Below are 15,976 nucleotides of genomic sequence, written 5' to 3' on the forward strand. Positions count from 1 at the left end.
TTGCAATAACAGTATACAAGAATAGTTTTATTCTCTTTTTACTGCCACGGCCGGGAGGCTGCTGGCAGTTTATTTCTCTTACCGTTTTTATGACTTTCTTACAGAAAGAAGTGATTATCTTTGAACTGGAAAGTTTGTCTGGCAATTCTTACCTGCAACGTCGTCTTTATGTCTTCTAGCTACACCATGCTGGTCCCCTTTTTGCCTATGTATCTGACAAATGAACTCGGCGTCGATGCGGCTTCTGTCAATATTTGGTCTGGTATCGTCTTTTCCTCCACCTTTTTCGTCAGCGCCATTATGGCACCTATTTGGGGGAAAATGGCTGACCACCGGGGCAAACGCCTCATGGCAATCCGGGCCAGTTTTCTCTTGTCGATCAGCTATTTTCTCGGCGGCATCGTCACCTCGCCGTTACAGCTGACCTTCATGCGTATGTTCCAAGGCTTTTCATCCGGTCTCTGGCCGATGGAACTGGCCATCATGACCATTTACGCACCGCCCAAAAAACTGGGCATCTGCCTGGGCATCATGCAGGGTGCCCTCACAGCCGGCGGCATTATCGGACCGCTCTTTGGCGGTGTCCTGGCTGAGTTTTTCGGTATGCGCATGTCCTTTTTCCTGGCAGCGGCCGCCTTGTTCCTGAACTTCGTCGTCCTCGTCTTCTTCATTAAAGAACCGCCTACAGACAACGCGCCAGCCGTCAAACCGGTGGCAGCCGAAGAAAAGGGTGTCAGCCTTTGGAAAATCCCTATTATCCGGCATATGCTGATCTGCTCGGCCCTGGTACAGGTCGTCATTCTCCTCGTCCAGCCGATCATGACTACCTACATTTCCCATTTGGCCGGCCAGATGGACAACCTGATCTTCATTTCCGGCCTGGTCTTCTCCCTGGGCGGCTTTGCCAGTGCCATTACGGCACCGCTCTGGGGGCGTTTTGGCCAGCACCATGGCTTTTTTAAGTCCATGCGCTATGCCCTCATCCTGGCCGGTATCTGTTCCATTATCCAGTCCCTGCCGACAGAGCTCTACACCTTTGCTGCCAGTCAGTTTGCCGTAGGTCTCTTCTTCTCAGGCATTTTCCCCTCCATCAATGCGATTCTGGCAGAACACACCGATGCCAAGACGAAAGGCCGTGTCTTTGGTCTTCTCTTTTCAGCCCAGCAGGTCGGCGCTATGACCGGCCCGATTATCGGCGGTCTCATTGCTACCTTCCTGGGAATGAAATACGTCTTCTTCGTAGCCGGTTTTATCCTCCTCGGCATCAGCCGGACGATCCGGCGGAAAAAGCGGCAATCCTTGGAAGCTGCCTAAACGACCGCCCGTATGTAACAAAAAAGCAGGCCCCTTGCGGGTACCTGCTTTTTTTGTATTCCTATAGGCTTAGCCTTCCAATACTTCCAGGAGGCAGTCGCCACTGATAATCGGTTTGCCTTTGACGGCATAGATTTCACCAATGGTCCCATCAATAGGAGACGTGATCGTCGTTTCCATCTTCATGGCTTCCGTGACTACGAGGGGTTCGCCTTTCTTGACCTTCTGGCCCTTCGAGACGAGGACGTTGACTACAGAGCCCGAAAGGGTAGCACCGATGTCGCCGATCTTATCAGGATCTGCTTTTTTCGTCGTTACCGTTGTCTGGTCGACGTTCTTATCCTGTACCTGAATTTCACGTTCTGCACCGTTGAACATGAAGGTGATCGTACGCATACCGCTGTCATCGGGATCGCTGATGTTGATGAGCGTAATGATGAGCTGTACGCCTTCTTCCAGTTCTACCGTAATTTCTTCATTCTTGCGCATACCGAAGAAGAACGTCGGCGTGTCGAGAACGCTCACATCGCCATACTTCTTGACGCGTTCGTTGTAATCCGTAAAGACCTTCGGATACTGGCAGTAAGCATTGATATCTTCCGGCGTGTGACCATAGCCGGCATCTTCCAATTTCTTGCTGACGGCATCAAAGTCAACCGGTTCCAGCAATTTGCCCGGACGCTGTGTCAGGGGCTTGCGGCCTTTGAGGATGATCTTCTGCAATTTTTCCGGGAAGCCCTGGTACGGGAAGCCCAGACGGCCTTCGAAGAATTCTACGACGGACTGCGGGAAGTCGAGGGTATCACCCTTTTCGTAAATATCCTTTTCCGTCAGATCGTTCTGTACCATGTACAGGGTCATATCGCCGACAACCTTGGACGACGGCGTTACCTTGACGATATCGCCGAACATGAGGTTGACATCGTGATACATTTTCTTGATTTCGTTCCAGCGGTCACCGAGGCCGACAGCCTTCGCCTGCTGACGCAGGTTGGAGAACTGGCCGCCAGGCATTTCGCAATAGTACACTTCTGTATTCGGATACGGTTCGGCTTTGTCGACGCCCTTATAATACGGACGGACTGTAGCCCAGTAACGGGACATTTCTTCCATGGCTTCAATATCCATATCGGGCTGACGATCCTTGCCGGTCATAGAATAGTAGAAGCTGTTCATGCTCGGCTGGCTCGTACCGCCGGCAAAGGCCGAATAGGCTACGTCAACGATGTCGACACCGGCATCGGTAGCACGGTTCAGCGTCGTAATGGCGTTGCCCGAGCCATCGTGCGTATGGAGGTGAATCGGCAGATCGACAGCATCTTTCAAGGCAGAAACGAGGTTGTACGCTGCTTCCGGTTTGAGGAGGCCGGCCATATCTTTAATAGCAATGATATTGGCACCGGCATTTTGCAGTTCTTTTGCCATCTTGACATAGTAGTCGAGGTTATATTTCGGACGGGACGCGTCGAGAATATCGCCGGTATAGCAAAGAGCTACTTCGGCAATCTTGCCTGTTTCACGAACGGCCTGTACCGTTTCATACATGTTATCGAGACTGTTCAGGCTGTCGAAGATACGGAAGACGTCGATACCGTTTTTCGCAGAGAGTTCGACGAAGTTCTTGACGACGTTATCGGGGTAGCTCGTATAGCCTACGGCGTTGGCACCACGGATCAGCATCTGAAGCAGGATATTCGGTGCCTTCTTACGCATCTGGCGCAGCCGTTCCCACGGATCTTCGTAGAGGAAACGATAGGCTACGTCAAAGGTAGCACCGCCCCAGCATTCATAGGAGAAGAAGCCCGGCAGCTTTTTGGAAGCCGTTTCCAGGACACGCAGCATATCGATAGTACGTACGCGTGTAGCCATGAGGGACTGGTGAGCGTCACGCATAGTCGTATCCGTCAGGAGGACCTTCTTCTGGTCGAGAATCCACTGGGAGAATTTTTCCGGACCCATGGAGTCAAAGATCTGTTTCGTCCCCTGCGGATAATCTCCTTCTACAGGCTGCGGTAATTCCAGCGCTTCAAACGTCGGTTTTACTTCCGGCCCGGCATTGGTATAGCCATTGATGGTTGTATCGCCAATGTATTTGAGGAGCTTCGTACCACGGTCATGAACGACAGGAAGATCAAACAATTCCGGATGATCATCGATGAAGTTAACGTTATACGTACCTTCGACAAAGGACGGCTGGCGCAGCACGTTGATCAGGAAGCCGATGTTCGTCTTGACGCCACGAATACGGAATTCACTGAGAACGCGGAGCATCTTTTGTACGGCCTGGTCATGATGCAGGCCATAGGTCGTTGCCTTGACGAGAAGGGAATCATAGTACGGCGTAATAATGGCACCGGTATAGGCGTTGCCGCTATCGAGACGAACGCCAAAGCCGCCGCCACTACGATAGACGTTGATCTTACCGGAGTCCGGCATGAAGTTGTTCATCGGATCTTCCGTCGTAATACGGCACTGGATGGCATTGCCGTTGCACTGGATCGATTCCTGGGATTTGATGCCGATTTCATCGCTGTCGAGGGCATAGCCTTCGGCAACCTTAATCTGCGTCTGAACGATATCGATGCCCGTAATCATTTCGGTTACCGTATGTTCAACCTGGACACGGGGGTTTACTTCGATAAAGTAGAATTTTTCGTCCGGTGTGACGAGGAATTCAACCGTACCGGCATTGACGTAGTGTACGTTGCGCATGAGCTTCAAGGCTGCATCGCAAATATCCTGGCGCAGCTTTTTGGACAACGCAAAGGCCGGCGCAATTTCGACGACCTTCTGGTGACGGCGCTGAATGGAGCAATCCCGTTCGTAAAGGTGTACTACGTTGCCGTGTTCATCACCCATGATCTGTACTTCGACGTGTTTCGGGTTGATGATGCATTTTTCCAAATAGATTTCATCGTTACCAAAAGCAAGCTTTGCTTCTGATTTCGCACGGTCATAGGCATCGCGCAGGTCCGACATGTGATCTACCATACGCATGCCGCGGCCGCCACCGCCGTTAACGGCTTTGAGCATGATCGGGAAGCCTACGTCTTTAGCAAATTTTTCGACCTCTGCGTAGTTTACGACAGGGCCGTCACTGCCCGGAATGTACTGAATCCCTGCTTTTTTAGCCTGAATACGGGCGTTGATCTTATCACCGAACATGATCAGATGTTCTACTTTTGGTCCAATAAAGATAATGCCTTCTTCTGCGCAGCGTTTGGCGAGATCAGCATTTTCAGAAAGGAAACCATAGCCCGGATGAATTGCATCGACGTGATGTTCATGGGCAATACGGATAATATCTTCAATATCTAAATATGCGTCAACCGGTTTTTTACCCTGGCCAACCAGATAGGATTCGTCTGCACGAAAACGATGTAAAGACAAAGAATCCTCTTTCGAGTAAATTGCAACCGTACGAATACCTAATTCATTACAGGCACGAAATACGCGGATCGCAATTTCACCACGGTTTGCCACTAAAACCGAATGAATTTTTTTCATGTAAATCCCTCCTGATGTGATGTTGGGCAGCAATGTGCATAACAGCCTGGTACGTATCCACATATTGCTGTACCTTAAATTATAACAAATGCCTGAGACTTTACAAGAGACAAGCGGCTGCTAAACAATATAAATACTGTATACACAGCATATCATATTGAAATTTGCCGTTTATGCTCCTGTTTGTTCTTCTTTCGGCTTCACAAAGCGCATGAGAATCAGGCTGGCCTGATAGAGAACGATCATGGGCACAGCAATCATAGTCTGTGTAAAAATATCGGCCGTCGGCGAAATGACAGCTGCAAAAATAAAAGCTAAGACGATAAATATCTTCCGTTTTCTGCGCAGAAAGGCCGGACTGACGATACCGACCCGCATGAGCAGGAAAAGGACCAAGGGCAATTCAAAGGCAAAGCCAAAGGGCAGCACAAAGGAAATAAAAAAGGACAAGTACGCTTCCAGTGAAAACATAGGCTGCAAGGTTTCTGTAGCAAAGCCCATGAAAAAGCGGACGGCTGCCGGTAAAACCAAAAAATAGGAAAAGATCAGGCCTGTATAAAAGAGGACAACACAGGCCGGCACCAAGGCCAGGGCCAGGCGCTTTTCATGACGCGTAAAGGCTGGTGCGACAAAACACCAAAGCTCCCAGATAATGACCGGCAACGAAACGACAACGCCTGTAAAGACGGCAATTTCCAAATAGGAAAAAAAGACTTCTGCCGGATTCATGAAATACAGTTTCCCTGCCGGCGCTGAAATCATGGCAATGATTTCTTCTACCCAGTTATAGGCCACAGAACTGGTAATAGCGACGACCACCAGAGAGATGATCAAACGGATGCGGAATTCTTGCAAATGCCCCATGAGAGGCATTTCTTTATTATCTTGCTCACTCATGGGTCCCGTTCTCCTTCGTTACGGCAGTTTTGACAGGCTTTACCTGTGTCAGCGGTTCTGTAAAGGCCTGCTTCGTTTCCTCAGCGGCAACTGTAATTTCTTTTTTCGTTTCTGCCGCTGTATCCGTTACGGTACGCACAGCCTGGCGGGTGTCTTCTGTTTCGCTCATCATTTCTTTGCTAAACGTATCGGCTGCCTGGCGAAACTCGCGCACGCTTTTTCCTAAGGCACGACTTATTTCAGGCAATTTCCCCGGTCCAAAGACGACGAGGGCAATGATTAAAATCAAAACCAGTTCACCAAATCCGATATTAAACATGATCTCCATCCTTTTATCGTAATAGTTGTGGCTGTCAGCCGTTGAAGCGGCCAAAGTTTGCAAAAAAACTCCTGCCTGGGCAGGAGCTTTCCCGATTAGATGTAATGAACCCGTTCCGTATCATACCGGTCTTCCCGGGTCCGTTCTTCAAACTTGTCATCGGCATAGCCGAAAGGAATGACGGCAAAGGCCGTTAACCCCTGGGGAATACCGATAGCGCGGCGAACATTCAGTTCCCGCGACGCATACGGAGCTACGCCCAGCCAAACAGCCCCCAAATCAAGATGTACGGCTTCGAGCAAAATATTTTCCACACACGCGCTCAGATCGAGGTTAGCAAAGGCACGGAAACGCATTTTGTCATCGCGGCTACAGACTACTATCGCTGCCGGAGCCTTAGCGGCACAGCCTGCATAGAGGCTGCAATGGGATAATTCCCGCAAGACCTTTTTGTCGCGTACGACGTAAAATTCCCAAGGCTGCTGATTTCCTGCCGACGGAGCTGCCATGCCAGCCTGCAACAAGGCTACAATCTTTTCATCTTCTACCGGTGTATCTTTAAACTTACGCACACTTCTTCTGGTAAAAATTTCATTCATAACACTCCACTCCCTCTACATTCTAAAGTTTACTATTATTATATCATACATCAATCGTCTACAGGAACAGAGAAATGCAGAAGCTATGCTTTTCCTTGTAAGGTTTTTGTAAGAACGTCCCCTTTCGTTCTCTCTAGCTGCGCCAGCAGGGCCTGGCAGCAAGCAGATACATCGTCATAGGTCCGGACAAAGTCGCCCGTATACCACGGATCCGCTATATCCCGGCCCAAGTGAGCAAAATCAGCCAGACTGTATACCTTGTGCTCGGCATCAGGACCGCAAATACGCCGTACTTCCCGGATATTTTCCTGATCAAAAACCAGAATCAGATCGTACTGGTCATAGTCGCTGCGCTTGATTTGGACAGCGTGGCGCCGGGTAAAGGGAATGCCGTGCTTCTCTAATTGCTCTTTTGTACCGCTGTGCGTATCGTTACCGATTTCTTCACGGCTCGTAGCCGCTGAAGCAATGCAAAATTCTTCTGCCCTGCCCGCTTGGCGTACGAGTTCCTTCATGACAAACTCGGCCATAGTAGAGCGGCAAATATTGCCGTGACAGACAAATAAAAGGCTATGCATAGTCAGGTACTCCTTTCTTCTTCGTATAGGCCTAAGTATACCTGGCCGGTGCCGGGCAGGCAAGTATAGAAGCGTATCAAAAAGGACAGCACCGCCAGGTACTGTCCTTTTATAGGGATTAAGCCAGCTTAGTCATTGGCGTGCACATCATACGCCTTAAGCATGTCCGGTACACCGGGATCATCCGGGTTATGCATCCCTTTACCCGTGTCGAGACGTCGCAAAGCAGCCATTTCTTCAGCCGTCAAGGTGAAATCGAAGATTTCCATGTTGCTCTTAATGCGTTCTGCATGGACCGATTTCGGGAAGACGATGATGCCTTCCTGGTTTTCAAAGCGCAGGATAATCTGACCGGCATTTTTATGATACTTTTCTGCCAAGGCCGTAATAGCCGGTTCCTTAAAGAGCCGGGCATTGCCCTGGCCGAGCGGCGCCCAGGCTTCGACTTTGACGTCTAAGGGGTTGAGGATCGCCCGCAAGGGCTGCTGCTGGAAATAGGGATTGAATTCGACCTGGTTCACAGACGGCAGGGAACCGAACTGGGGTACAAATTTCTGCCAAATAGCCGGGGTCATATTGCTCACGCCAATGGAGCGGATCTTACCGGCTTTTTTAGCTTCTGCCATGGCCTGCCAGGCTTCGGGGACTTTGCCATACGGCTGGTGGATCAAATAGAGGTCCACGTAGTCTGTACCCAGTTTTTTCAAGGACAAGTCGATAGCTTTCTTCGCGTCTTCATAGGCGTAGTCCTGAAGCCAAAGCTTGCTGGTCAGCCAAATATCCTTGCGGGGAATACCGCTGTCTTTGACAGCCTGGCCGACTTCCTGTTCGTTAAAATAGGCAACGGCTGTATCAATGTGGCGGATGCCGAAATTAATGGCCTGTTTAACAGCCGTATAGGTGCTGCCGTCGGCCGGAATCTGGAACGTACCAAAGCCGATAGCCGGAATTTTCGTACCATCATTCAAGAGAAATGTTTCCATAGAAAGGGCCTCCTTTAGTCATGAATTTTATGAGTATTGAGCATTTTGGCAATGGCCGGCGAGAAATGATCGATGATTTCCGTCTTGCCCAGATCGAGCGCCTTAATTTGGGCCATATCGTCTTCGCGGAGAGCGAAATCCCAAATATCATAGTTCTGGACGATGCGGCCGGCATGAACGGACTTGGGCAGAACGATGACGCCGCGCTGTACATTCCAGCGCAGGACTACCTGGGCTGCCGTCTTGCCATATTTTTTACCAATAGCCGTTAAAACAGGGTGCGTAAAAATCCCGTGGCCGCCTTCGGCAAAAGGCCCCCAGGCTTCAACGTGCACGCCGTATTCCTTGGCTACACGCAAATCTTCATTACGCTGGAAGAAGGGATGGCATTCGATCTGGTTCACAGCCGGCACGGTAGCAAAATTCATACAAATATCGACCAGACGGGCAGGATAAAAATTGCTCACGCCTATAGCCCGTACCTTACCGGCCTGATAGGCTTCTTCCAAAGCCCGGTAGGCGCCGTAATAATCGCCGAAGGCCTGGTGCAGGAGGATCATGTCGGCGTAGTCCAGATTCAGGTTGGTAAGGCACGTATCAATAGCTTTCTTTGCTTTTTCGTAGCCAAAATCCTGGACCCAGAGCTTAGTCGTGACGAAGATTTCATCCCTGGGCACGCCGGACTGGCGCACGGCTTCACCGACAGCCCCTTCATTGAAGTAGGCTGCTGCTGTATCGATAAGGCGATAGCCTGTCTGCAGGGCTGTGCGGACAGCCTGCTTGCATTCATCTGCATCGGGAACCTGAAAGACGCCGAAACCTTCCATAGGAATTTTTACACCATTATTTAAGACAGTATATTCCATACGTATATCCTCCTTTAAAAAAATACAGGCTTACTATTTACTTTCTGCCTTAATTTTAGCAAAAAGGTCGTAAAAAAGATAATGCTTCCTGTTTACTATGCTATAATTAGTAGTAATAGCGAAAGGAGGTTTCTCATGATTGAACTCTATTTACTGGAACAGCTCGCTGCCGTAGCCAGACATGCGACCTTATCGGCAGCGGCACAGGAGCTGCACATTACACAGCCGGCGCTCACCCGGTCCATTCAAAAACTGGAAAAAGAACTGGGCTTCCCCCTCTTTACGCACGAAAAAAATAAGATTACCATTAATGAAACGGGCAAGATAGCCGCAGCCTATGCCGAGCGCGTCCTCCAAGCCGAGCGGGACCTGCGCGACGCCGTGACACGCTTTGAACGGAGCCGCCACACGATCAGTCTGGCCTGCTGTGCCCCGGCGCCGCTCGTCTGGTTGCAGCACCGTCTCATGCGTTGTTTTCCGGCGCTCTCCCTGACAAGCCAGCTGAGTAACGATGAGGCGGCCCTGCTCCAAGGATTGCAGGAAAAGCGCCATCAGATCATCGTCCTCAGCCACGCTGTAGCCCTGCCCGGCCTTACGTGCCGCAAGCTCTTTAGTGAACAGCTCTACGCATCGGTCATGCCGGCCCATCCGGCAGCCAGCATGGACAGCATTACCTTTGCCGATCTGAACGGGGAAATTTTTCTCATCGAAACATCCCTGGGTATCTGGCAGGATCTGGTACGAAAGCGCATGCCAGCGTCCCGTTTCATCATGCAGGACACGCGGCAGGATCTGGACACGCTTCTTAAAAGCTCGTCCTTACCGGCTTTCAGCACCGATATCGGCCAAAAACTGCTGCCCCGCAAAAGCCAGCGCAAGGACGTGCTCATTGCCGATGACGACGCGTGCATCACCTTCTATATTATCTACAGCGAAAGCGATGCGGCCCGCTTTGACTCCCTCTAACCTACCCGAAAGGATCTGATCCCATGGAACTACGCGTTCTCCGCTATTTTTTGGCTATTGCCCAGGCAGGCAGCATTACCAAGGCTGCCCAGACCCTGCACATCACCCAGCCGACGTTATCGCGGCAGATCAAGGAACTGGAAGACGAGCTGGGAAAAGAGCTGATCCGCCGCGGCAGCCGCCAAACAGAACTCACTCATGAAGGGCTGCTCCTGCGGCAGCGTGCCGAAGAAATCGTCGGCCTGGCAGAACGGACAAAAAAGGAATTTCACGCCCTCGATACGGAAACGATCAGTGGCGACCTGAATATCGGCTGTGGCGAAAGCGATTCGCTCTCCTTCATTACCGACGTCTTAAAAGGCCTGCACGACACGTATCCCCTGATCATCAGCCATTTCTATAGTGGCAACACCGAAGCCGTCCTGGACCGCCTCGACAAGGGCCTCCTGGACTTTGCCGTCATTATGGGCCTTGCAGATAGTGAAAAATACGCCTCCCTGCCCCTGCCCGGGCATGACACGTGGGGACTTCTCATGCCCAGGGACTGTGCCTTAGCCGAAAAGCCGGGAATTACGCCGGAAGACATGACTGACCTGCCCATCATTTGCTCGTCCCAATCCATCGTGCGCGATGAATTTTCCGGCTGGCTCGGTTACAGCATGTCCCGTCTGCACATCGTCGCTACCTATACGCTGCTCTTTAACGCCAGCCTCCTCGTCCGCTCCGGTCTCGGCTACGCCCTGTGCTTCGATAAGCTCGTCTCCTCCGGCCCGGACAGTCCTTTCGTCTTCCGTCCTCTCACGCCTGCGTTTACGTCCAGCCTCTTTCTGGTCTGGAAAAAACAACAGCTTCTTTCCCAGGCAGCAGAAGCTTTTTTAAAGGAAACAAAAGAAGCAGGACGGAAACTGTAGCGATTTCCGTCCTGCCCATGTATATTATCTTCAGTTTTTCAAATATTTCGTAAAGAATTCTGTCAGTTTATTCCAAGGAATGAGGTCTACCTTATCGTAAAGATCTACATGACCGGCTCCTTTGACGTAGTACAATTCTTTCGGGTTACCGGCCCGGCGGTACGCATCTTCACTAAATTCCTTCGAATGGGCCTGGTCGCCTGTGATAAAGAGCATAGGCCGCGGCGAAATGGTTTCAATATCTTCAAAGGGATAGAAATTCATGAATTTCACGTTGCTTACCAAGGTAGGATGGGTCGTGTGTTCCGGATCTTCACCGGGCGACGTATAGGAGCCGCGCGTCGTACGGTAGAAATCATAAAATTCCTTCTGAATCGGATCCGTCGTGCTGTCAATAGCATGGGTCGTGCCGCTCGTATATTTGACCGGCGCGCCGTCTGCTTCAGCCCAGCGTTCCTGTGCCGCTGCTTCAAGGACAGCCTTGCGCTGTTCTACGGACTGAGATTTATGGAGGCCCCAGCGGTTGGCATTGCCCATGTTGTACATGCTCACCGTAGCTACCGCTTTGAGGCGCGGATCGATTTTGGCGGCGCTGATGACGAAGCTGCCACTGCCGCAAATGCCCAGGACGCCGATCTTATCGCGGTTGACGAAGGACTGCTTACCCAGGTAGTCAGCGGCGGCGCTGAAGTCTTCAGCGTAGACGTCCGGATTGACACTGTTACGGGGCTGGCCTTCGCTCTGGCCCCAGTACGAAAGGTCGATAGCCAAGGTGACAAAGCCCTTTTCGGCCAGTTTCTGGGCGTACAAATCGGAGCTTTGTTCCTTCACGGCACCCATGGGATGACCGACGATGATAGCCGGCAGCTTTTCCGCCTTCTTCATATCCTTCGGAACGAAGAGATTGCCAGCGACCTTCATATCATAGATATTGTTGAAGGTAACGGCTGTTTTCGTTACCTTATCGCTTTGATAGAAATTATCCGGATGGCCTGTCGTATCCGTCGCCGCCGGCGTCTTGGCTGGTAAGGGCGCAAAGAAATCTGCCGCCTGTACCGGGCCAGCCAGGCTGGCCGTACCGACAGCTACACTGCAAAACAGCAGAGACAGCATTGCTTTTTTAACGTTCTTGTGCATGAGAAGTTCCCCCTTCAAGTAGAATATTCGTACGATAAGCTGCATTGGCTGTACGCCAGAAAATACATACGGCACTGACACAGGCAAAGGCCATGCCGCCCCAGACGACAGAGGCTGTGCCCGTATGGTCGATGAGCCAGCCACACAGCATGGATGCCGCCATGGTGCCGATGTTGGCAGCCGTCAGGAAAAGACCGTTGGCAAAGGCTTTTGCCTCCGGTATGGCCGTGGTCAGCCAGTATTGGTTCATATTGGCATTGATGCCGCCTGTAATGCCCCAGATGAGAATGAGCACCGCTGTCAGCATGACCTGCGTGCCAGCCAGCATAAAGAAGGCATAAATGCCAAGAATGACGAAAGGAAAGGCCTGTACCGAGGCAATGGGCCAGCGGATAATGATGCGGCCGGAGAAATAACTGCCAATGACATTGGCCAGGCCGTAGACCATGAGCAAGAGGCTCACGAGACTGCCATCGAGCTGGGTAACACGGTTCAGGTAATCGGCAAGGTAACTGAAAACGCCGAAAACCGACCCATTCATAAAGATGACCGCCAGAATAGCCTGCCAGACGACGGGCTTTTTTAGTACGCCCAGCTGGCTCCCATAGGTCGGCACGTGCTGCACCGGCATAGAAGGAATCCAAAGGACGGTTGCTACGAAAGCCACGGCCGTGACTGCCGCAAAAAACAAAAGCGACGCGGTCAGGGAAAAGGTGGCAGCCAGGAAATTGCTGACCGGCACGCCGACGACCATGCCCGCTGCTGTACCGATCATGACCTTGCCTACAGCATCAGGACCCTGACCGGCCGGAGCCGCATCAGCAGCTGCGGCAAAGGCGAGTGAACAGTAGACAGGATGAAAGAAGGCCGGAATGATGCGGGCCAAAAGCAACACGGTAAAGCTCGTTGTCCAAGCCGATATGAGGTTGGCTACGGCAAATACAGCCAGGACAAACAGCATGACCGACTTGCGGTTGAACCGGGAAAACAAAAGGGGCATCGTCGGTCCTGCTACGGCAACGACGAGGGCAAAGAGGCTAACCAGGAGGCCTGCCTTGGAAATGGTTACGCCAAACTGTTCCGATATAGCCGGCAGGATGCCGATGACACCCATTTCCGTATTTAAAATACCAAAGACGCCTACGGCGAGGATGAATAGAAAGAGACGTAAGTTTTTCATAGGATTCTCCTTTCATAGCTTTAGTATATCTGCGTTTCTATTCGATAGCAAATACTTATATTTTTCCACTTTTCATGCCTTACGGGCATGTGCCGCCGTATTATCCCTTGTCACACTTGACTTAGAGGCGACTACAACGTATATACTATAAGAGATTGTTTTATATGCGAAGGAGGTTATTTATATGAAGTATCGCGAATTAGGCAATACAGGCCTTATGGTCAGTGAAATCGGCATGGGCTGTGAAGGCTTTGTCGATAAACCCTATGACGTAGTCAAGGAATTCGTCGACACGCTGGAAGCTAATGGCGTAAACTGCATCGATATGTATACATCCAATCCGGATTTCCGGACCAACCTGGGCCGGGCACTCCTGGGCCGGCGGGACAAGTTCGTCCTCCAGGCCCATCTCTGTACGATCTGGAAGGATGGCCAGTATAAGCGTACACGCAACATTGACGAAGTGAAAGAAGGCATGGCCGACCAGCTCGCACGCCTGCAGACAGACCATTTCGAAATCGGCATGATCCACTACGTCGATCAGGTAGAGGATTGGGAAACCGTCGCAAAGGGCCCCGTCATGGCCTACGCCCAGGAGCTAAAAAAGCAGGGCGTCATCCGCTCTATCGGCCTTTCCAGCCATAACCCCAAGGCAGCTCTCCTGGCTGTGCGCAGCGGCCTCATTGACGTGCTCATGTTCAGCATCAACCCCTGCTACGACCTGTTGCCCGGTACCGATGACGTAGCGCAGCTCTGGGCTCCCGATAACTACAAGAATCAGCTCGTCAATATGGACCCGGAACGGCAGGAGCTCTACGAAGAATGCCAACGCCGGGGCATCGGCATTACGGTCATGAAAGCCTTTGGCGGCGGCGATCTCCTGAGCGAGCAATACTCACCGGCCGGCAAAGCCCTGACAGCCATTCAATGCCTGCACTACGCCTTGACCCGCCCGGCCGTAGCCTGTATCATGTCCGGTGCCCGCACTCTGGCAGACATCAAAGGCAGCCTGGCTTACGAAACGGCGACGGATGCAGAAAAAGATTATGCTGAAGCCTTTGCCTCTTTCCCTAAGATCAGCTGGCAAGGCCACTGCATGTACTGCGGTCACTGTGCTCCCTGTCCCAAGAGCATCAGCATTGCCGATGTCACCAAATTCCTCAACCTGGCTATCGCCCAAGGCGAAGTTCCGGAAACGGTCCGCGACCATTATCAGCTCCTCGCCCACCACGCCGGCGAATGTATCCAGTGCGGTGCCTGCGAAACGCGCTGTCCCTTTGGCGTACAGATTATAGCAAACATGAAAAAAGCCAAAGACGTCTTTGGCCTGTAATATATAGCATAACGGGGCAGTTCCTACATAAATCTGTAGGGACTGCCCCGTTTTTTTTATTCTTTTTACCAAAGATTGCCTGCTTCATTAAAAGCCCAGGAATAGGGTTCAGAAAGGATTTCAAATTTGTTCGTATCCTGTACCTCCGGCAACATTCCTGTAGATACTTCAATTTCATCCAACGTAATCGTGTTCTTAATATGAACAATTTTTACCTGATCTTTTTGTTTGACCATACTGGTTAATACTGCCAGTTTGATGCTGTCTTCATCACTATTCATATATAGCGGCATAGCCGCTGCTTTCAAATAGTTATTCGTAATAACATTGGTATAGGTTTGCCCAAAATCCAGTTTATTTGCAAAGCGATAGCTAATGATATCTGCTTCACCCATCCCAATTCCCAGGCCATGAGATGCTTCCGTAATATCTAACAAAACAATTTTTTTAATATCCGGAGCAATGGCCCGAAAGGCTGCCTGTTGGCTAAGCACTTCTGTTCTCCCTGTCACATTGGGATCAAAGCCGACGCCGCTGATTTCTTTTCCCACTTCATCGATGACCAGCACATCAATATTCTTAAACCAGAGCTGTGCTAATTCTTTCTTGGCAATTTTCAACAAAGCTGCGTCACGATCAAAAAACTCTTCGGTCCTGATAACTTCCAGCCAGCCAATATCATCAAAGGCATTCTGGACCAAGCCTACAGAAAAGACAACATTGACATGTTCTAAAAAAGCTGCTGCCACGCGTTCCAAGTTATAACAAAAGTGATCAAATCCATATTGATGGAAAGTAGCAGCGCCACGATGCTTACCGATGCCGATACAGATCATCTTTAGCAGACCACTTTCGTGACGGTCTTTAAAATGTGTATGTGGTTTAATTTTATTAAAGACAACAATACCATCAGCTGCAACGGCATATTTATCACAATATACGGGAAAGCCGTCTGCTAATGTCGCAACCTGAACGACCTCCATGGTAGACAGGACCGGCACGCCAATATACGCTTCTGTAATTCCAAACTGACGCAAATAGGCAGCCTGTCCTTCTGCCGTCGCCCCGGCATGGCTGCCCATCGCGGGAAAGACAAATGGCTCCGCTCCCCATTCTTTTAATTGGTCAGCCATCGCTTTAATGAGCTCCTTATAATGGGGAATGCCGCGACTGCCTGCCGAAATGCCGATTCGCTTCCCCTGAAGTGCTTTAATTTCTGGTTCCGTAAGTTTCGCCTGCATTTGCTGTCTCAAATGCTTTGCCGGATCAGTAATCGTTTTGGCATTAAATTTTTGACGCACTTTTACCATCTGAGGCAGTTGTATCTCATCCATCCCTTGAATTATACAATGCTGCTTTTCAAACTGCATTTTTTCTGTCCCCCCT

General features: G+C 50.7%; 14 protein-coding genes. 4 read left to right on the plus strand and 10 right to left on the minus strand.

Annotated features, from left to right (window positions below; genetic code table 11):
* The first annotated feature begins 120 nt into the window (after positions 1-120).
* Positions 121-1,314 carry an MFS transporter gene (locus H8J70_RS03005; protein ID WP_186502384.1) on the plus strand — a complete coding sequence of 398 codons (1,194 nt, stop codon included), beginning with the start codon at positions 121-123 and terminating at the stop codon, positions 1,312-1,314.
* Positions 1,315-1,383: 69 nt separating this feature from the next.
* On the opposite strand, the gene H8J70_RS03010 is transcribed toward H8J70_RS03005, so the two are convergent.
* From H8J70_RS03010 to H8J70_RS03040, 7 genes are all read right to left on the minus strand, one after another.
* Positions 1,384-4,821 (minus strand): pyruvate carboxylase, encoded by a 3,438-nt coding sequence (locus tag H8J70_RS03010; protein ID WP_186502385.1) that lies wholly within the window; start codon positions 4,819-4,821, stop codon positions 1,384-1,386.
* Between the two features lie 171 nt (positions 4,822-4,992).
* Positions 4,993-5,718, minus strand: coding sequence for a twin-arginine translocase subunit TatC (tatC, locus tag H8J70_RS03015; RefSeq protein ID WP_186502386.1), 726 nt, complete (start codon positions 5,716-5,718; stop codon positions 4,993-4,995).
* The gene (gene tatB, locus H8J70_RS12815) at positions 5,711-6,037 is read right to left on the minus strand and encodes a Sec-independent protein translocase protein TatB (RefSeq protein WP_186502387.1); all 327 of its coding nucleotides are present in this window, start codon (positions 6,035-6,037) and stop codon (positions 5,711-5,713) included. The genes tatC and tatB overlap by 8 nt, the downstream gene beginning before the upstream one ends.
* Positions 6,038-6,132: 95 nt before the next feature.
* A complete protein-coding gene (locus H8J70_RS03025) occupies positions 6,133-6,636 on the minus strand; it encodes a nitroreductase family protein (protein ID WP_186502388.1) in 504 nt (167 codons plus the stop codon).
* A gap of 83 nt (positions 6,637-6,719) precedes the next feature.
* Positions 6,720-7,214, minus strand: a complete 495-nt coding sequence (locus tag H8J70_RS03030) for a low molecular weight protein-tyrosine-phosphatase (RefSeq protein ID WP_186502389.1) — start codon at positions 7,212-7,214, stop codon at positions 6,720-6,722.
* A 128-nt stretch (positions 7,215-7,342) separates the two neighbouring features.
* Positions 7,343-8,197 (minus strand): aldo/keto reductase, encoded by an 855-nt coding sequence (locus tag H8J70_RS03035; RefSeq protein WP_186502390.1) that lies wholly within the window; start codon positions 8,195-8,197, stop codon positions 7,343-7,345.
* 14 nt (positions 8,198-8,211) lie between these two features.
* Positions 8,212-9,063 (minus strand): aldo/keto reductase, encoded by an 852-nt coding sequence (locus H8J70_RS03040; RefSeq protein ID WP_186502391.1) that lies wholly within the window; start codon positions 9,061-9,063, stop codon positions 8,212-8,214.
* Positions 9,064-9,198: 135 nt separating this feature from the next.
* Between H8J70_RS03040 and H8J70_RS03045 the strand changes: the two genes are divergently transcribed.
* The gene (locus H8J70_RS03045) at positions 9,199-10,029 is read left to right on the plus strand and encodes a LysR family transcriptional regulator (RefSeq protein WP_186502392.1); all 831 of its coding nucleotides are present in this window, start codon (positions 9,199-9,201) and stop codon (positions 10,027-10,029) included.
* Between the two features lie 23 nt (positions 10,030-10,052).
* On the plus strand, positions 10,053-10,940 hold the full coding sequence (locus tag H8J70_RS03050) for a LysR family transcriptional regulator (protein ID WP_186502393.1): 888 nt from the start codon (positions 10,053-10,055) through the stop codon (positions 10,938-10,940).
* A gap of 30 nt (positions 10,941-10,970) precedes the next feature.
* Here H8J70_RS03050 and H8J70_RS03055 read toward each other — a convergent pair whose 3' ends face one another.
* A complete protein-coding gene (locus H8J70_RS03055) occupies positions 10,971-12,077 on the minus strand; it encodes an alpha/beta hydrolase (protein ID WP_222433553.1) in 1,107 nt (368 codons plus the stop codon).
* Complete coding sequence (locus tag H8J70_RS03060) at positions 12,061-13,257, minus strand: MFS transporter (protein ID WP_186502394.1); 1,197 nt, start codon at positions 13,255-13,257, stop codon at positions 12,061-12,063. The genes H8J70_RS03055 and H8J70_RS03060 overlap by 17 nt, the downstream gene beginning before the upstream one ends.
* Positions 13,258-13,441: 184 nt before the next feature.
* Between H8J70_RS03060 and H8J70_RS03065 the strand changes: the two genes are divergently transcribed.
* Positions 13,442-14,590 (plus strand): aldo/keto reductase, encoded by a 1,149-nt coding sequence (locus H8J70_RS03065; protein WP_186502395.1) that lies wholly within the window; start codon positions 13,442-13,444, stop codon positions 14,588-14,590.
* A gap of 65 nt (positions 14,591-14,655) precedes the next feature.
* Here the strand turns inward: H8J70_RS03065 and H8J70_RS03070 are convergent, their stop codons facing one another.
* Entirely contained in the window at positions 14,656-15,960 is a 1,305-nt protein-coding gene (locus H8J70_RS03070) for a nickel pincer cofactor-dependent isomerase, group 22 (protein ID WP_246415248.1), read from the minus strand.
* Between the last annotated feature and the right edge of the window lie 16 nt (positions 15,961-15,976).

The sequence above is a fragment of the Megasphaera hominis genome (assembly GCF_014269395.1).
Lineage (GTDB): Bacteria > Bacillota > Negativicutes > Veillonellales > Megasphaeraceae > Megasphaera > Megasphaera hominis.